At 74.5% G+C, this 17,226-nt stretch carries 19 protein-coding genes; 15 read left to right on the plus strand and 4 right to left on the minus strand.

What is annotated here, in order from left to right:
• Positions 1-120: 120 nt before the first annotated feature.
• The 4 genes from ACI3EY_RS03055 to ACI3EY_RS03070 are packed head-to-tail and all read left to right on the plus strand — an operon-like array spanning position 121 to position 2,489.
• Positions 121-282, plus strand: coding sequence for a DUF4177 domain-containing protein (locus ACI3EY_RS03055; protein WP_405035863.1), 162 nt, complete (start codon positions 121-123; stop codon positions 280-282).
• A 2-nt stretch (positions 283-284) separates the two neighbouring features.
• Entirely contained in the window at positions 285-758 is a 474-nt protein-coding gene (locus ACI3EY_RS03060) for a RidA family protein (protein WP_405039377.1), read from the plus strand.
• Position 759: 1 nt separating this feature from the next.
• Positions 760-1,641 (plus strand): NUDIX hydrolase, encoded by an 882-nt coding sequence (locus ACI3EY_RS03065; protein ID WP_405039378.1) that lies wholly within the window; start codon positions 760-762, stop codon positions 1,639-1,641.
• Positions 1,638-2,489 (plus strand): MBL fold metallo-hydrolase, encoded by an 852-nt coding sequence (locus ACI3EY_RS03070; RefSeq protein WP_405039379.1) that lies wholly within the window; start codon positions 1,638-1,640, stop codon positions 2,487-2,489. The genes ACI3EY_RS03065 and ACI3EY_RS03070 overlap by 4 nt, the downstream gene beginning before the upstream one ends.
• Before the next feature lie 9 nt (positions 2,490-2,498).
• Here the strand turns inward: ACI3EY_RS03070 and ACI3EY_RS03075 are convergent, their stop codons facing one another.
• Positions 2,499-3,176, minus strand: a complete 678-nt coding sequence (locus ACI3EY_RS03075) for a Crp/Fnr family transcriptional regulator (RefSeq protein WP_405035659.1) — start codon at positions 3,174-3,176, stop codon at positions 2,499-2,501.
• Positions 3,177-3,350: 174 nt separating this feature from the next.
• On the opposite strand from ACI3EY_RS03075, the gene nth reads away from it, so the two are divergent.
• A complete protein-coding gene (nth, locus tag ACI3EY_RS03080) occupies positions 3,351-4,007 on the plus strand; it encodes an endonuclease III (RefSeq protein WP_405039547.1) in 657 nt (218 codons plus the stop codon).
• A 128-nt stretch (positions 4,008-4,135) separates the two neighbouring features.
• Positions 4,136-4,672, plus strand: a complete 537-nt coding sequence (locus tag ACI3EY_RS03085; protein ID WP_405035660.1) for an NUDIX hydrolase — start codon at positions 4,136-4,138, stop codon at positions 4,670-4,672.
• 24 nt (positions 4,673-4,696) lie between these two features.
• Here the strand turns inward: ACI3EY_RS03085 and ACI3EY_RS03090 are convergent, their stop codons facing one another.
• On the minus strand, positions 4,697-5,149 hold the full coding sequence (locus ACI3EY_RS03090) for a phage holin family protein (protein WP_405035661.1): 453 nt from the start codon (positions 5,147-5,149) through the stop codon (positions 4,697-4,699).
• Between the two features lie 353 nt (positions 5,150-5,502).
• Here ACI3EY_RS03090 and ACI3EY_RS03095 point away from each other — a divergent pair, with 353 nt between their 5' ends.
• The 7 genes from ACI3EY_RS03095 (at position 5,503) to ACI3EY_RS03125 (ending at position 10,203) form a co-directional block, all read left to right on the plus strand.
• On the plus strand, positions 5,503-6,375 hold the full coding sequence (locus ACI3EY_RS03095; protein WP_405039380.1) for a Fic family protein: 873 nt from the start codon (positions 5,503-5,505) through the stop codon (positions 6,373-6,375).
• 353 nt (positions 6,376-6,728) lie between these two features.
• On the plus strand, positions 6,729-7,802 hold the full coding sequence (locus ACI3EY_RS03100) for a TadA family conjugal transfer-associated ATPase (RefSeq protein WP_405039381.1): 1,074 nt from the start codon (positions 6,729-6,731) through the stop codon (positions 7,800-7,802).
• The gene (locus ACI3EY_RS03105; RefSeq protein WP_405039382.1) at positions 7,796-8,470 is read left to right on the plus strand and encodes a type II secretion system F family protein; all 675 of its coding nucleotides are present in this window, start codon (positions 7,796-7,798) and stop codon (positions 8,468-8,470) included. Before ACI3EY_RS03100 ends, ACI3EY_RS03105 begins: the two co-directional genes overlap by 7 nt.
• Entirely contained in the window at positions 8,467-9,027 is a 561-nt protein-coding gene (locus ACI3EY_RS03110) for a type II secretion system F family protein (protein WP_405039383.1), read from the plus strand. Before ACI3EY_RS03105 ends, ACI3EY_RS03110 begins: the two co-directional genes overlap by 4 nt.
• Positions 9,028-9,188: 161 nt before the next feature.
• Entirely contained in the window at positions 9,189-9,392 is a 204-nt protein-coding gene (locus tag ACI3EY_RS03115; protein WP_405035666.1) for a DUF4244 domain-containing protein, read from the plus strand.
• Positions 9,389-9,754: a TadE family type IV pilus minor pilin gene (locus tag ACI3EY_RS03120; RefSeq protein WP_405035667.1), complete on the plus strand. Its 366-nt coding sequence runs from the start codon at positions 9,389-9,391 to the stop codon at positions 9,752-9,754. The genes ACI3EY_RS03115 and ACI3EY_RS03120 overlap by 4 nt, the downstream gene beginning before the upstream one ends.
• On the plus strand, positions 9,751-10,203 hold the full coding sequence (locus ACI3EY_RS03125; protein ID WP_405039384.1) for an Rv3654c family TadE-like protein: 453 nt from the start codon (positions 9,751-9,753) through the stop codon (positions 10,201-10,203). The genes ACI3EY_RS03120 and ACI3EY_RS03125 overlap by 4 nt, the downstream gene beginning before the upstream one ends.
• On the opposite strand, the gene ACI3EY_RS03130 is transcribed toward ACI3EY_RS03125, so the two are convergent.
• The gene (locus ACI3EY_RS03130; protein ID WP_405035669.1) at positions 10,159-10,617 is read right to left on the minus strand and encodes a hypothetical protein; all 459 of its coding nucleotides are present in this window, start codon (positions 10,615-10,617) and stop codon (positions 10,159-10,161) included. The genes ACI3EY_RS03125 and ACI3EY_RS03130 overlap by 45 nt on opposite strands.
• 153 nt (positions 10,618-10,770) lie before the next feature.
• On the minus strand, positions 10,771-13,104 hold the full coding sequence (locus ACI3EY_RS03135; RefSeq protein WP_405039385.1) for a DEAD/DEAH box helicase: 2,334 nt from the start codon (positions 13,102-13,104) through the stop codon (positions 10,771-10,773).
• Between the two features lie 180 nt (positions 13,105-13,284).
• Between ACI3EY_RS03135 and ACI3EY_RS03140 the strand changes: the two genes are divergently transcribed.
• Together ACI3EY_RS03140 and ACI3EY_RS03145 are read left to right on the plus strand one after the other, a co-directional pair.
• On the plus strand, positions 13,285-15,618 hold the full coding sequence (locus ACI3EY_RS03140; RefSeq protein ID WP_405039386.1) for a sodium-translocating pyrophosphatase: 2,334 nt from the start codon (positions 13,285-13,287) through the stop codon (positions 15,616-15,618).
• Between the two features lie 39 nt (positions 15,619-15,657).
• Positions 15,658-17,223 carry a DUF7059 domain-containing protein gene (locus ACI3EY_RS03145; protein WP_405039387.1) on the plus strand — a complete coding sequence of 522 codons (1,566 nt, stop codon included), beginning with the start codon at positions 15,658-15,660 and terminating at the stop codon, positions 17,221-17,223.
• Positions 17,224-17,226 lie beyond the last annotated feature (3 nt).

A 17,226-nucleotide genomic window follows, 5' to 3' on the forward strand; every position in this document is an offset into this window, starting at 1 on the left:
CGGTACGTGACCTTCCTGAGTATCCCCCGGCACCGCGCGTCGCGGGCATGGTAGAAGCGGGCTCCGTCCCCGCCCCCTCGACCCGCCTGACCGACCCCGCGCTAGGGTCCGTGCATGACCGTGCATCAGTGGGAGTACGCGACCGTTCCGCTCATGATCCATGCCACCAAGCAGATCCTCGACCAGTGGGGCGAGGACGGCTGGGAGCTGGTCCAGGTGGTGCCCGGACCCGGCGACGGGTCCAACCTGGTGGCCTATATGAAGCGTCCCAAGGGCGCCTGAGCATGGGGGCCGTGGAGGACCGGCTGGCCGAGCTGGGCCATACCGTCCCGGAGGTCGCCGCCCCGGTGGCGGCCTACGTGCCGGTGGTGCAGCACGGCGACCTCGTCTTCAGCTCGGGCCAGGTGCCCTTCGTGGACGGCCGGCTGGAGACCACTGGCAAGGTCGGCGAGGGCCCGGGCCTGGTCTCCCCGGAGGAGGCCACCCGGCTGGCCGAGGTATGCGCGCTCAACGCCATCGCGGCGGTGAAGTCCGTGGTCGGTGACCTGGACCGGGTCGTCCGGGTGGTCAAGGTCCTCGGCTTCGTCGCCAGCGACCCGTCCTTCACCGGTCAGCCCGGCGTGGTCAACGGGGCGTCCGAGCTGCTCGGGAGGGCGTTCGGCGAGGCCGGCGTGCACGCCCGCTCCGCGGTGGGGGTCGCGGTGCTGCCGCTGGACGCCCCCGTCGAGGTCGAGATCACGGTCGCCGTCCGGGACTGAGATGGCGGCAGCCGACGACGCCGACGCCGACGCCGCCGGGGCGGCGGCATACCGGGACTTCACGGTGCCCGGGACGACCGCCGGGCAGGCGCGCGACTGGCTCGCGCTGCCTCCGGCCGAGCGCCCCGTGGTGCCGCCCCGTGCCTCCGCCACCGTCCTGGTGCTGCGCGACGAGCCGCAGCTGGAGGTCTTCGTGCTGCGACGGGCCGCCGGGATGGCCTTCGCCGCCGGGATGCTCGCCTTCCCCGGGGGCGGGGTGGACCCCCGGGACGGCGACGAGGACGTGCGCTGGGCCGGCCCGGCGCCCCAGGAGTGGGCCCGGCGCCTGCAGACCGACGAGCGGACCGCCCGGGAGCTTGTCACGGCCGCCGCGCGCGAGGTCTTCGAGGAGTGCGGGGTGCTGCTGGCCGGAGCAGGGCCGGAGCAGGTGGTGGCCGACCTGAGCGACCCGGGCTGGGGCCTGGAGCGGGCTCGCCTGCTGGACCGCTCGCAGAGCTTCGCCCAGATGCTGGCCCGCCGCAGCCTGGTGCTGCGCAGCGACCTGCTCGCCCTTCGCGGGCACTGGGTCACCCCGGAGTGCGAGCCCCGGCGCTACGACACCCGCTTCTTCGCGGCCCGCATCCCACCCGGCCAGGTCGCCGACGACGCCAGCACCGAGGCCGAGGTGGCCGGCTGGTGGCGACCCGGGCAGGTGCTGCGCGCGCATGACGACGGCACGGAGCTGGTGCTGCCCCCGACCCGTGTGATGGTCGAGCAGCTGGTCGGGGTCGAGGATCTGGATGCCTGGCTGACCACCCGCGTCGAGGTCGCCGCTGTGCTCCCGGAGCCCGTCGAGCACGGCGGCCGCGTCTGGATGCGCACCACCGCCGGGACGCCGGGATGAGGTCCGCCGGTCCCGCCGACCCGGGCTGGCAGGGAGGCCCGTGGGGGCGACGCACGCATGCGGTGCTCTGCCCGAACCCCTCTCCGATGACCCTCGAGGGGACGAACACCTGGGTGCTCCGCGAACCCGGCAGCAGCGAGGTGGTCGTGGTGGACCCCGGGCCGCTGCAGGAGGGGCACCTGCAGGCGGTGCTGGCCCGGGTGGCCGGGGAGGACGCGCGGGTGGCGCTCACCCTGCTCACCCACGGGCACGCCGACCATGCCGAGTCGGCGGGTCGTTGGGCCGAGCTGACCGGCGCCCCGGTCCGGCGCTGCGGCACCGGCCACGACGACCTCACCGCGGGCGAGCAGCTGCGGGTGGGAGGTCTGGAGCTCCTGGTGGTGCCGACGCCGGGGCATACCGCCGACTCGTTGTCCTTCCTGCTCCCGGCGGAGCAGGTGCTGCTCAGCGGGGACACCGTGCTCGGGCGGGGGACCACCGTGGTGGCCTACCCGGACGGTGACCTCACCTCCTACCTGGAGTCGCTGGACCGGCTGCGGGACCTGACCGGGTCCGGCGCCGCGACCAGCATCGCGCCCGGCCACGGCCCGGTGGTCCCGGACGCGGCCGGGGTGGTCGAGCACTACTGGCGGCACCGCCACCAGCGGCTGGAGCAGGTGCGGGCGGCGGTGGACGCCCTGCGCGGCAGTGAGGGGCACGCCGGTGGCACCGACGACGATGCCGGCGGTGCCGACCTCGCCGACCGGGTGGTGGAGCAGGTGTATGCCGACACCCCGCGGGCGGTGTGGCCGGCAGCCCGGCTCTCGGTGCTCGCCCAGCTCGACTACCTGGGCGAGATCGCCCACTGACTCAGCGGGTCAGCGGGCGCGGCGCTTCAGCCGGTCCAGGTCCAGCAGGGTCACCGACTTGGCGCCCAGGGTGATCCAGCCGCGGTGCGCGAAGTCGGCCAACGCCTTGTTCACCGTCTCCCGGCTGGCGCCGACCAGCTGGGCCAGCTCCTCCTGGGTGAGGTCGTGGGCCACGAGCAGCCCGGTCTCGGTGCGCTTGCCGAATCGGTCGGACAGGTCCAGCAGCGCCTTCGCGACCCTGCCCGGGACGTCGGTGAACACCAGGTCGGAGATGCCCTCGTTGCTGCGGCGCAGACGTCGGGCCAGGCCGGCCAGCATCCGCATCGCCACCTCGGGGTGATCGGTGAGGAAGTCGCGCAGCGCCTCGTTGCCCAGGGCGATGAACTCGGTGTCGGAGACGACGTAGGCCGTCGTCAGGCGGGGGCCGGGGTCGAACAGGCTGAGCTCGCCGAACATCTCCCCGGGGCCCAGCACGGACAGCAGGCTCTCTCGACCGTCACCGGAGGTGCGGGCCAGCTTCACCTTGCCGGAGGTGATCACGTAGAGCGAGTCCCCCGGGTCCCCCTCGTCGAAGACGACGTCCCCGCGGGAGAGCTGGTGCGGCGACATCGAGTCCATGAGTCGCCACGCCGTCTCCTCGTCGAGGGCGGCGAACAACGGTGCTCTCATGACGATGTGACGGTCCACCGGCTCATCCTGTCACGAGCCGACCGGGACCGGGCGGAGCAGTGTGTCGGTGGTCACGTCTACGCTGGCCGGGTGAGCACAGCAGCGGGGTCGAGCGCCGGTCCGGACGACACGTCGGGCCCGGCGACCCCGACCGGGGAGAGCCCGCTGTCGCTCACCCGCAGGGCGCGACGGATGTACCGGGCGCTGGGGGAGCGGTACCCGGACGCGCACTGCGAGCTTGACTTCGCCGACCCCTTCCAGCTGCTGGTGGCCACGGTGCTCTCGGCGCAGACCACGGACGTCCGGGTGAACGGGGTCACCCCGGCCCTGTTCGCCCGGTACCCGGACGCCACGGCGCTCGCTGCTGCCGACCGCGCCGACCTCGAGACGCTGATCCAGCCGACCGGCTTCTTCCGTGCCAAGTCCGAGTCGCTGCTGCGCCTCGGGGCGGCACTGGTGGAGCGCTTCGACGGTGAGGTGCCGGGCCGTCTCCAGGACCTGGTCACGCTCCCCGGGGTGGGGCGCAAGACCGCCAACGTCGTCCTCGGCGACGCCTTCGGGGTGCCGGGCGTCACCGTGGACACCCACCTGGGCCGGCTGGTCCGCCGGTTCGGCTGGACCGAGGAGGAGGACCCGGTCAAGGTCGAGCACGCCGTCGGGGCCCTCTTCCCCCGCCGGGAGTGGACCACGCTGTCGCACACGCTGATCTTCCACGGGCGACGCACCTGCCACGCCCGCCGTCCCGCCTGCGGGGCCTGCCCGGTCGCTCGCCAGTGCCCCGCCTACGGTGCGGGGGAGACCGACCCGACCAAGGCTGCCGCGCTCGTGCGCACCGGGCCGCGGGCCTGACCCCGGCCGTGCGGGCATACCCTGCGCCGGGGTGGCTGACCGACCTTGCCGGGAAGGTCCCCGACCTGCCCGGCGAACGGTTCAGCCGGTTCCTGCCACCGCCGGAGGGAGGCAGGAGGCAGTCGGCCGTGCTGGTGCTGTTCGCCCCCGGGGTCGACGAGCCGGACGACCCGGAGGCCACCACGGTGGTGATCACCGAACGGGCGCACCGGATGCGTTCGCACGCCGGCCAACCCGCGTTCCCCGGAGGAGGGGTGGAGGCCGGTGACGTGGACGTCGCCGGGACGGCGCTGCGCGAGGCCTGGGAGGAGGTGGACCTCGACCCCGCCACCGTGCAGGTGCTGGGAGCCCTGCCGACGCTGCACATCCCGGTCTCCGGCTATGACGTCACGCCCGTCCTGGCCTGGTGGCGGGAGCCGGCCCCGGGCACCCTCTGGGCCAAGGACGAGCGGGAGGTCGCCCGGGTGGTGCAACCGGAGGTGCGGCGCCTCGTCGACCCGCGTGAGCGCTTCTGGGTGCGGCACCCGAGCGGCTTCGTCGGCCCCGCCTGGGATGTCGAGGGGCTGCTCGTCTGGGGGTTCACCGCGGGGGTGCTGGACCGGGTGCTCGACCTGGCGGGCGTCGGTGTCGGGTGGCCGGACGCGCCCACCCGCGAGATCTCCTGACCTACGCCCTCGGGCGTGAGTCGGTCAGCGGTCGAGCGCGGCGGCGGCGTGCGGGGCCTTGGCGGAGGTCTTGACCGCCTCCACGGTCTCCTTGCCCTGCGCGATGGCGCGGTTGGGCTTGCCCTTGACCTTGGTGACCTGCCCCTTGCCGACCAGCGCCAGGATGCCGGCGACCAGGAACAGGACCCCGGCGACGATGAGCAGACCTGCCCACCAGCTCAGCCAGATCGCGATGACCCCGGCCAGCCCGAGCAGGAGCAGCCCGAAGCCGAAGAGGCCGAAGACCGCCGCGCCGGCGAACATGCCTGCACCCTTGCCGGCGTGCGTGACGTCCTGCTTGATCTCGGCCTTGGCCAGCTCGATCTCCCCGCGCATGATCTGGGAGACGTCGAGGGAGACGTCCGAGACGAGCTGACCGAGGGAGCGGCGGTCGCCCGGGGAGGGCGTCTGGTCAGCGGTGTCCGTGGGAGTTGCCATGACCGCATGCTATCGCCCGACCGAGGGGGTCGCAGCGCGCACGGCCCCGTCGCGGCGGCAGGACGACCCGGGCGAGGTCCGGGCAGAGCCATGGTGCCTGCTCGGCACCCCCTGTTCAGTGCCGAGCAGGCACCATGTCGACAACCGGTCCCGTGACAGCCGGTGGGGCCACGCCCTCGGGAGGGGGGCCACCTGCGTCGATGTCTGTCAGTCTGCCACCGCTCGGAGGGCCCGCCGACCCCCTTTGGGCAAAGGTTTGTTAAAGACTTCGGGGTTGAACACCCCTAGGGGTGAGGTGGGTGGTCCCCAGGGGTGAGGCGGATGAGTCGTGACCTCCGCATAGGGTTGCGCAGATGATCTCCAGGACCGAGGCGGCGGTGGCCGCGCTGGCCGCCCTGCCGGACGTCCCGGAGGCGGTCGAGCGGGCGCGGCAGGCGTGCACCGAGCTGCGCTGGCACGAGGGGCTGCGGCGGCGCATCCCCCAGGCGGCCGCCGAGTCGCGGGTGCGGGGGGCGACCGCGTCCGCGCTCCTGGAGGGCGCCGAGCCGGCCGGCTCGGAGGGCAGCGTCGACCTGGTGCGTGACCTGATGCGGGGGGCGGTGCCCTGGTCCTCCCGACCCGAGGACCCGGTCTGGCTCGCTCTCGGCGGCGCCGTCCGGGCGACCGCGGCCACCGAGGGCGTCGGTCCCGCCCAGCTCGCGGCTCCGGCGCAGCTGATCGCCGCCCTGCACACCGCCGCCACCGCCGGGATGCTCCCGGAGCACCAGGTGGGACGCCCGCGGTCGGCGGGCGAGGGCACCACCGGCGAGGAGGTGCTCGGTGCGGCGCCGGACGCCGGTGAGGCGTTCGAGAGGCTGCAGCTCGTCCACGAGCTCCTGCGGGGTCTCACCTCCGGGCGGGTGCCGGGCGCCGTGGTGGCCGCCGTCTGCCATGCCGAGATCGCGGTGGCCCGACCGTTCGTCGCGGGGAACGGTGTCGTGGCCCGCGCCCTGGAACGGGTCGTCATCCGGGTCTCCGGGGTCGACCCGACCGGGGTCGCGGTCACCGAGTCCGGTCACACCGACCGTGGGGGCACCGACTACCGGGGGGCGCTCGCCGCATATGCCGGTGGTGGCTCGGCCGGCGTGCGGCTCTGGGTGCTGCACTGCGCCGAGGGTCTGGAGCGGGCGGCGGCGCACGGACAGCAGGTCGCCGACGCCGTCCGTCGGGGAGCCCTCTCCGGCTGACCCCGGGCCACGGGATTCCCCGCCGTGGCGGGGCAACTTACCGGTGCGCGGCGTGCCGGGTACAGCTTGCATTCGCCGTCTCCGGTCGGGCATACTTGGTGAAGCGCTCCTCGCAAGAGTTGAGCGCGGGTGTCCAGGATCATCCCCCCTGATCTTGGGCACCGACGGCCCCGGCATCCCCCCCGCCGGGGCCGTCCCCTTTCCCGGTGCCTTTTTCCCGCGGGCTGACGCCCGCGGTGACCTTCCTGCGGCCCGTGCGGGTGTCGTCCACATCCCCGGCCGCGCCGGACCGGTCGTCCACAGATCCGGGCGACACCCTGGCGGTGCCGGCGCGCCCGCGGCAGCCTCACGGGATGGACCACACCACGGGCTCCGGGTCGGAGGCCTCGGGGATGTTCAGCTCCGACGACCTGCGTGCCGCCCTGGGGCCGCTGGCGCTGCTGGTCGACGACCCCGCTGTCACCGACGTCCTGGTCAACGGGGCGGCCGGGGTCTGGTGCGACCGCGGGGCCGGGGTCGAGCCCGCGGGGGTGGCCCTCGCCGACGAACGCAGCGCGCGGCGGCTGGCGATCCGCCTGGCCGCGCTCGCCGGGCAACGGCTCGACGAGTCCAGCCCGTGGGTCGACGGACAGCTCCCGGGCGGGTTGCGGCTGCACGCCGTCCTACCCCCGCTGGTGGGTGGGGGAGCCCACCTCAGCCTGCGGGTGCCACGTCGGCAGGTGCCCAGCCTGGCGGACCTGGTCCGGTGGGGGACCGTGGACCGGTCCGGGGCGGAGGTGCTGGAGGCGGTGGTCCGCTCGCGGGTGTCCTTCGTGGTCAGCGGCGGCACCGGCTCGGGCAAGACGACCCTCCTGGGGGTCCTGCTCTCCCGGTGCCCCGGCGCCGAACGACTGGTCGTGGTCGAGGACGTGCGCGAGCTGCGCGTCGACCACCCGCACGTGGTGCACCTGCAGGGCAGGACCAACAACGTGGAGGGGCGGGGTGAGGTGACGCTGACCACCCTGGTGCGCCAGTCGCTGCGGATGCGCCCGGACAGGGTGGTCGTCGGGGAGGTGCGCGGGGCGGAGGTCCGGGAGCTGCTGACCGCGCTCAACACCGGCCACGAGGGTGGCTGCGGCACCGTCCACGCGAACGCGACGACGGACGTCGTGGCGCGTTTCGAGGCGCTCGGCGCCCTGGCGGGGATGCCGGCCGAGGCCGTCCACACCCAGCTCGCGAGCGCCATCCAGCTGGTGGTCCACGTCGTCCGTGACGTCGGTGGCCGGCGGGTGAGCGAGCTCGCCGTCCTCAGGCGCGACTCTTCCGGAGCGGTGTCCGGCGTGCCGGCCCTCACCCGGCAGGGGACGACCTGGGTGCGTGGGACGGGATGGCCCGAGCTGTCCGACCGGTTGGGTCTGAACCCGAGTCCCCGGACCCGCCCGTGCTGACGGCCGCGCTGCTGCTCGGCCTGGTGGCCGCCTCGTCGGTGCTGCTGCTCCCGGGACCGGCACGGGTGTCGCGGCAGACGGTCGTCGACGAGGAGACCGACGCGCGGTCGGTCCACGCAGACCGGGACGCGTCCGTGCTGGCCGTGCTCGACGACCTGTCGGCCGGGCTGGAGGCCGGGCTGCCGGTGCCCCGGGCCGTCTCCCTGGCCCTGACCCACCGACCGATGCACGGTCCCGGGCACGAGGCGTGGTCGGCGCTGGACCTGGCGTCGCGGGACGGTCAGGGCCTCGCCCCGGCCTGGGCCCGGCTGGCCCGGGCCACCGGCAGCCCCGCCGTGGGGTCGGTGGCCCGGGCCTGGAGGGTCGCCGGCCTGACCGGCGCGCCGCTGTCGGTCGCGCTGCGGGTCAGTGCGACGACGGCACGCGAACGCCTCCGGCTCGAGCGTGCGGTGAGCACGGCGACCGCCGGCGCGCGTGCCACCGCCTCCGTGCTCACGGTGCTGCCCCTGGCCGGTGTGCTCCTCGCCGCCGTGCTCGGGGTGGGCCCGGCCACCCTCTACGGCAGCGCCCCGGCACTGGCCAGCGCCGGCCTCGGCACCCTGCTCCTGCTGGCCGGACAGGTGCTGGTGCGGGCCGTGGTCGGCCGCGTCCTGCGGGACCTGAGGTGACCCACGCCGGCTGGACGACCCTGCTCGGACTGGGCGCCGCCCTGTCCGTGCTGCTGTGGATGGGCGTCCCCTCCTCGACGTGGACGCCGCGCAGCAGGGGGTCCCTGGGTGCCGAGCCGGGGATGCCCCCGGTGGCGCTGGTCCCGGAGACGCTCGACCTGCTGGCGCTGGCGCTGCAGGGTGGGGCCTCGCTCGGTGGCGCGGTGCGCGCCGTCGCGGCCACCCTGCCGGACGAGGTGGGCGCCGAGCTCGACGAGGTGGGCCTCGCCCTGCTCTCCGGGGCCGACGCGAGCGACGCCTGGACCCGGGCGGGCGCGGCCTGGGTACCTGCCCGACGGTGCCTCGAGGTGGCGGCTGAGGCCGGCGTCTCGCCGGGGCCCTCGCTGCGGCAGGCGGCCACGGACCTGCGTCGCGCCGCGCTGGCCGAGGTGGAGGTGGCCACCGCCCGGCTCGGGGTCCGGCTGGTCCTGCCGCTGGGGCTGGCGTTCCTGCCCGCCTTCGTGCTGACCACCGTGGTCCCGCTGGTGCTCGCCCTCACCCGCGACCTGTCCTGGTGAGCGGAGCCCGGAGCCGGGCGTTCGTCCACAGCCTCCACGGGACGGCCCCGTCCTCCACAGATCCGCCGACCACCCTGGCGGACCGGCACCCCGGGGCGAAGTGTGGGCCGTGCACGACGATCGCCCCGACCGGGGCGCATCCACCCACAAGGAGGGGACCCATGAGAAAGAGCACCATCCACCTGCGCACCGCCGTCCGGGCGCTGCGGCGGCGACCCGAGGCCGGGATGACCACGGCGGAGTATGCCGTCGGCACCATCGCGGCCTGTGCCTTCGCCGCCGTCCTGCTGGTGATCCTGAGGTCCGACGGCGTGCAGGGCGTCGTGACCTCGGTGATCACCACCGCGCTGTCGGTCTCGTTGTGAGCAGGCGCGGGCACCGGCACCAGGACCGGGGGATGGTGAGCGCCGAGCTGGCGGTGACGATCCCTTCGGTCCTGCTGGTGCTCGCGATCTGCCTCGCGGCGCTGGCCCTGGGCGTGGACCAGGTCCGCTGCGTGGACGCGGCACGCGTCGCAGCACGTGCCGCGTCCCGCGGCGAGGACCCCGCCGTGGTCCGGGAGCTCGCCACCGCTCGTGCCCCGGAGGGCTCACGCGTGCTGGTCGAGGACGGTCCCGGTCGGGTCCAGGTGCGGGTGCTGGCGCCGGCGCGAGGACGGTTCCTGCCGGGGCTGCCGGCGGCGAACGGTGTCGCCAGCGCCAGCTGGGAGCCCGGGGCCGGCCCATGAGACCGCCGTGGTCACCGCGGGTGCAGCCACACCACCCCTCTCGAGAGCGAGGCTCGGCCACGGTGCTCGCGGTGGGGGTGGTGGCCGGGCTGGTCACGATGATGGTGTCGGGTCTGTGGCTGGCGTCCGTCCTGGTCGCCGGGCAGCAGGCACGGACGGCGGCGGACCTCGCGGCGCTCGCCGGGATGGGCCGGATCGTCGAGGGCTTCGGCGCACCTCAGGCCTGCGCCCACGCCCGCACGGTGGCCGGCGACAACGGGGCGACGCTGACCGGGTGCCGTCACGATGTCAGGGGGTCCGATCCCTGGGGAGAGGTCCGGGTCAGCGTGGAACGCGCAGTGCCGGGTACCCCGTGGACCGCCTCCGCCCAGGCCGTCGCCGGTGGTGCGGCCGCGGACCTCGGCTCAGCGGCCCAGGTCGAGGGAGCTCTGGCCGTCCGTGGGTCGTGAGCCGGGCGTGCCTGCCGCACCACCGGTCGTGGTGCCGCCGCCGGACCGCGGCAGGATCGGGCCGTCGTTGCCGCGCCCCCCCGGTGCCGTGGTCGTGGTGGCGCCGGTGTCACGGGGGGAGCTGCCGCCGCGGCCCGTCCCGGTGGCGTGACCGGAGTCCTTGGCCTGCCGGCGCAGCTCACGCACCTCCTTGGCCTTACGGGCCTTGGAACGGGTCCCGACGGCCAGCAGCCAGATGCCGCAGGTGGCCGCCGCCAGGGTGATCCCCCCCACCACGAAGAGCCAGATCGGGGTGATGTCGACGTTGAGCGGGCCGTAGGTGATCTGCACCGGGTCCATGCCCCGGGTGGCCAGCCACATGTACAGGACCACGGCCAGGGCGACCAGGAGGAGGATCAAGCCGAAGATGACCATGACGGTCCTTTCCGAAGTGCGAGACGCATCTGCGCTGGTGGGATGCCTGCAGCACTGCGTGGGCGTGGCCCGAGCCTAGCGCAGCGACGGCCGTCGGGGAGGCCTGTCGGGCGTGCCGCGCGTGCGCCCCGGCGACGTCGCCGACCGCCCGGGTCACCCGGTGGGCAGGTGCACGTCCCGTTCGCTGAGCAGATGCTCGAGGGCGGCCACGGCGCCGGCCTTGAAGAGGGGGTCGTTGCCGCTGCCGCACTTGGGTGACTGGACGCAGCCCGGGCACCCCGAGGTGCAGTCGCAGGACTGCACCAGGTCCCGGGTGGCGGCCAACCAGACGGCGGCCTCGGAGAAGGCCTTGCGGGAGAACCCGGCGCCCCCGGGGTGACCGTCGTAGACCATCACCGTGGGCAGCCCGGTGTCCGGGTGCGACGCCGTCGAGACCCCGCCGATGTCCCACCGGTCGCAGGTGGCCAGCAACGGCAGCATCCCGATCGAGGCGTGCTCGGCGGCGTGCAGCGCACCGGGCACCTCGTCCTCGCCCACCCCGGCCAGCGCGAGCTCCTCCAGCGGCAGTGTCCACCAGACGGCCTGCGTCACCAGGCTGCGCTCCGGCAGGTCCAGCGGGTGGGTGCCCAGCACGGTCCCGTCCGGGAGCAGTCGCTGGAAGGACAGGATCCGGGTCGTCACCTCCACCCGGCCGGTGCGCAGCGTCGCGGAGCCCCAGCGCTGCGTGCTGGTCGACTCACGGATGGCGAAGGTGCTCTCGCTGCGGGCGCGGGTCGACCACCCGGGGTCGCCGGCCACCACCAGGGCCACCCCGGACTCGAGGTCGAGCTCGGTCACCACGTGCGGCTGCCCCTGGTGCACGTAGACCGCGCCCGCGTGCACGGTGGACAGGGCCCGTGCCTCGTCCACCGTGCCGAGGACCCGGCCGCTGCGGGCCTCCACGATCTGCACCGTCTGGCCGACGCCGCGCAGCTGGACGTGGTCGCTGGGTCGCTCCGGCCGGGCCCAGTACCAGCCGGTGGGACGCGCCCGCAGCACCCCGCCCACCACCAGCTGCTCGGCGAGCGCCTGCACGCCCGGCCCGAACCAGCGCTCGTCCTGCGTGGTCAACGGCAGCTCGGCCGCGGCCGCCGCCAGGTGGGGCCCGAGCACGTAGGGGTTCTCCGGGTCCAGCACACAGGTCTCCACCGGGGCGTCGAAGATCAGCTCCGGGTGTGCCGTCAGGTAGGCGTCCAACGGGTCGTCCGCCGCCACCAGCACCGCCAGCGATGGCGCACCACGACGACCGGCCCGTCCTGCCTGCTGCCAGAAGGACGCCCGGGTCCCCGGCCAGCCCGCCATCACGACGGCGTCCAGCCCGGCGATGTCGATGCCCAGCTCCAAGGCACTGGTCGCGGCCAGGCCCAGGACCGAGCGGTCCCGCAGCGCCTCCTCCAGGTCGCGTCGCTCCTCGGGCAGGTAGCCACCCCGGTAAGCCGCGATCCGGGGACCCCCGGAGACCTGTGCCTGCACCGCCTCCCGGGCCCGGGAGGCCACCGTCTCGACCCCCTGCCGGGACCGGCAGAAGGCCACCGTCTGCACGTCCAGGCCGACCAGCTCGGCGAGCAGCGAGGCGGTCTCGGCCCCGGCGCTGCGCCGGCTCCCGTCCGCGTTCTCCGGCGGCTCCCACAACGCCACCACCGCCTCCTGCCGCGGTGAGGCGTCGGCTGTCACCGGCACCACGTCCTGGCCGATGAGGGCCCGGCCGAGCACCTCCGGCTCGGCCACCGTCGCCGAGGCCAGCACCACGGTGGGGGAGGCGCCGTAGCGGGCGGCGACCCGCAGCAGCCGACGCAGCACCGCCGACACGTGCGCCCCGAACACCCCTCGGTACACGTGGCACTCGTCCACCACGACGAAGCTCAGCGCCCGCAGGAACGGCGCCCACCGCTCGTGCCCGGGCAGCAGGGTGTGGTGCAGCAGGTCGGGGTTGGTGAGCACGTAGTGCGCGTGCTCCCGGATCCAGCGGCGCTCGTCGGTGGGGGTGTCCCCGTCCAGGGTGGCCACCCGCACCCCCGGCACGGCGAGGCCGTGCAGCCGGGCCGCCTGGTCCGCGCCCAGCGCCTTCGTCGGCGCCAGGTAGAGCGCGGTTGCCCCGCGACCGGTGACGGCCCGGCTGCCGTCGCACAGCGCGGTGAGGACGGGCAGCAGGTACCCCAAGGACTTGCCCGAGGCGGTCCCCGTCGCGACCAGCACGTGCCGACCGGAGCGGGCCAGCTCGGCGACCTCGACCTGGTGCTCCCAGAGGCCGGAGATCCCCTCGCCGAGCAACGCGGCGTTCACCTCCGGGGCGCACCAGTCGGGCCACGGCGCCGTCCGTCCCTCCCGCGCAGGGAGGGTACGCAGGTGGGCGAGCCGCCCCGCCCGCTGGCCGCGCGTCAGCTCGGCCACGACCCGGTGCGGGTCGAACGGCGACGCGGGTGCGCTCTGCTCGGGCTGGCTGCTCATCGCTCACCCACGCTACGCCGGACCACCGACAGTGGCCGCTGCAACGGCGCGGACACCGATCCCGCGAGATGCTGGCCGCACGGCATTCCCGTCACTACAGTGACCACATCCGTATCGACGACCCGCGGTCAACCGCGCCGTCCGCCCGCAACGACGCGGGACACCCCAGGAGGATCACCCATGATTCCAGCCGCCGCCACCAGTGAGGTAGCCCTCTCGGGCGCTGACACCTCGATCGTCGTCGTGGTGCTCTGCATCTCCCTCGTCGCCCTGGTCATGGGCTTCATGTTCCGCCGGGAGGTGCTCGCCGCCTCACCCGGCACCGCGTCCATGCAGGAGATCGGCGGCGCCGTCCAGGAGGGCGCGTCGGCATACCTGACCCGTCAGTTCCGCACCCTGGCGGTGTTCGCCGCGGTCGCCTTCTTCCTGCTGCTGGCGCTGCCGGCCGACGACATGGCGGTCCGGGTGGGTCGCTCGATCGCCTTCGTCTTCGGCGCCGGCTTCTCCGGCTTCATCGGCTGGCTGGGGATGAACCTTGCCACGGCCGCCAACATGCGGGTCGCCGAGGCGGCCCGCACGACCGGGCGCGACGACGGTATGCGGATCGCGTTCCGGACCGGTGGCACGGTCGGGATGGCCACCGTCGGGCTGGGCCTGCTCGGCGCGGCCCTGGTGGTCCTCGTCTACGAGGGTGACGCCGCCAAGGTCCTCGAGGGCTTCGGCTTCGGTGCCGCGCTGCTGGCCATGTTCATGCGCGTCGGTGGCGGCATCTTCACCAAGGCGGCCGACGTGGGCGCCGACCTGGTCGGCAAGGTCGAGGCCGGCATCCCCGAGGACGACCCGCGCAACGCCGCCACCATCGCCGACAACGTGGGCGACAACGTCGGAGACTGCGCCGGGATGGCGGCCGACCTCTTCGAGTCGTATGCCGTCACCCTGGTCGCCGCGCTCATCCTCGGCACCGCGGCGCTCGGGTCGCAGGGTGGCCTGGTCTTCCCGCTGGTGATCCCCGCGATCGGCGTGCTCACCGCCATCCTGGGCGTCTTCATCACCAAGGCCAGGGCCGACGAGAGCGGCCTGAGCGCCATCAACCGCAGCTTCTACATCTCCGCCGCGATCGCCGCCGTGGCCTCCGTGGCAGCGGCCTTCGTGTTCCTGCCGACGAGCCTGCAGGTCGCGGACGGGCTCGGTGACCGGGGGCAGATGGCGGAGGCCTTCGGCGGGGTCGGCACCCTGGACGTCAACGTGGCCCTGGGGGCCGCTGCGTCGGTGGTGATCGGGATCGTGCTGGCGGCCTTCATCCTCTGGCTCACCGGGTACTTCACCGGCACCGAGTCCAAGCCCACCAACGACGTGGCCCGCACCTCGCTCACCGGCCCGGCGACCGTGGTGCTGTCCGGGATCGGCGTGGGGCTGGAGTCGGCGGTCTACACCGCGGTCACCATCGCCGCCGCCATCTTCGCGATCTTCACCCTCGGCGGTGGAGCCCTGATCCTCTCCCTGTTCTACGTCGCGCTGGCCGGCTGCGGACTGCTCACCACGGTGGGCGTGATCGTGGCGATGGACACCTTCGGCCCGGTCTCCGACAACGCCCAGGGCATCGCCGAGATGTCCGGCGACGTGGACGGCGAGGCCGCCCAGATCCTCACCGAGCTGGACGCGGTGGGCAACACCACCAAGGCGATCACCAAGGGCATCGCCATCGCCACCGCCGTGCTGGCCGCGACCGCGCTCTTCGGTTCCTACCTGGACGCCATCCTGAACGCGCTCGAGGAGGCCGCCGACGCCGCGGCCACCTCGGACGTCATGGGCTCCTTCCTGGTGTTCGACCCCCGCGCCCTGGTCGGGGTGCTCATCGGCGGAGCCGTCGTCTTCCTCTTCTCCGGGTTGGCGATCAACGCGGTCACCCGCGCGGCCGGTGCGATCGTCTTCGAGGTGCGCCGCCAGTTCCGCGAGAAGCCGGGCATCATGGACTACTCCGAGAAGCCGGACTACGCCCGCGTCGTCGACATCTGCACCCGCGACTCGCTGCGGGAGCTGGCCACCCCCGGGCTGCTGGCGATCTTCGCCCCGATCGCCGTCGGCTTCGGCCTCGGGGTGGGTGCGCTCGCCGGCTACCTGGCGGGGGCCATCGGCACCGGCGTCCTGATGGCGGTCTTCCTGGCCAACGCCGGCGGCGCCTGGGACAACGCCAAGAAGATCGTCGAGGACGGTCACTTCGGCGGCAAGGGCAGCGCGGCGCACGAGGCGACGATCATCGGCGACACCGTGGGCGACCCGTTCAAGGACACCGCCGGCCCGGCGATCAACCCGTTGCTGAAGGTGATGAACCTGGTGGCGCTGCTCATCGCCCCGGCCATCATCGGCCTCACCTACGGCGACGGCGCGAACGACCTCGCGCGGTGGGGGATCGCGCTCGGTGCCACCGCGGTCATCGTGGTGGCGGTCACCATCTCCAAGCGTCGTGACATCGCCATCGGTGAGTCGGAGCCGGCCGCGGCCGTCGAGCGCTGAGGGGTGGGGGCAGGGTCCCGCTCCCCCTAGGGTGGCGCGGTGAGCTCACCACGCCCCACCGACCGTCCACCGGCCCCGCCGACCGTCCTCGAGCCCGAGATCGCCGACCTGCGGGCCGACCTGGGCGACGCCGACTACACCGTGGACGGGCTGGCCCGGGCCCTCGGGTCGGTGGCCTCGGCGGCCCTGCACCGCGAGCAGCCGCTGCCGGCCCTGCGCGTGACGGCCCGCCCCGGGGCGGGCTCCGCGGCGCTGCTGTGCAGGCTCTTCCCGCTGGGGCAGGCCGTCCCGGTGCCGGACCTGGACGCCGCCCTCCCCCGCACGGGGGCGCGTGGCCTGCTCCGCCTCGGGCTCGTCGAGCGGGACGACGAGGGCGCGGGTGAGGCCGATGGGGGCACCGCCGGCCATGACCTCGTGCGGGCCACCTGCGACCTGCGTCCCTACGGCACCGAGCAGGACATGTGGTGGGTGGTCTCCGACCGTTCCGAGATCGCCACCGGTGGGCCGCTGTCCACCGAGCACGTGCTCGGCGTGGGCGGCGCCTCGAGCACCCTGGCCGGCTGGACCCCGCGGCCACGGGTGGAGCGGGCGCTCGACCTCGGGACCGGCTGCGGCGTACAGGTGCTGCACCTCGCCGGGCACACGACGTACCGGACCGCGAGCGACCTCTCGGAGCGCGCGCTCGCCTTCGCCCGGGTGACGCTGGCGATGAACGGGGTCGAGGCGGACCTGCGCGCCGGGAGCCTGCTCGAGCCGGTGTCCGGCGAGCAGTTCGACCTGATCGTCAGCAACCCGCCCTTCGTCATCACCCCGCGCCGCGACGACGTCCCCCGGTACGAGTACCGAGACGGCGGTCGGGCGGGGGACGCCCTGGTCGCCGACCTGGTCGCGGACCTCGCCGCCCAGCTCCGCCCCGGAGGGATCGCCCAGCTGCTCGCCAACTGGGAGCTGGTGGAGGGCGAGGACTGGTCCGGGCACGTCCACGGTTGGCTGCGGGGCACCGGGCTGGACGCCTGGGTGGTGCAGCGTGAGGTGCAGGACGTGGCGGAGTATGCCGAGACCTGGGCCCGCGACGGCGGTCACCGGGCCGGGACGCCCGGCTTCGACGCGCTGTATGCCGCGTGGCTCGACGACTTCGCCGCGCGTGGTGTGGACAGGGTCGGGTTCGGGGTGGTCACCCTCCAGCGGCCAGGCTCCGGACGCGAGCCGTGGCGCCACCTCGAGCACGTGCCGACCCCGGTGGCCGGGCCGATGGGCCCGGTCGTCCTCGCCGGGCTGCGGGCCCGGACCTGGCTGGCGGAGCATCCGGACGACGAGCTGCTCGACACCCCCTGGCAGGTCGCCGCGGACGTCACCGAGGAGCGGGTGGGGCGCCCCGGGGCGGACGACCCGCAGGTCATCCAGCTGCGTCAGGGCGGCGGGCTGCGCCGCACGGTGCGCCTGGACACGCTGGCGGCGGGCCTCGTGGGTGCCTGCGACGGCGAGCTCACCGCGCGCCAGCTGTGCTCCGGGCTGGCGGTGCTCACCGAGCAGCCGTCAGCGCAGGTGGTCTCAGCCGTGCTGCCGGTGCTGCGCGAGCTGGTGGCGGACGGCCTGCTGCACTGAGCC

Source organism: Serinicoccus shuyuelongi (genome assembly GCF_045032955.1).
In the GTDB taxonomy this organism is placed as follows: Bacteria; Actinomycetota; Actinomycetes; order Actinomycetales; family Dermatophilaceae; genus Ornithinicoccus.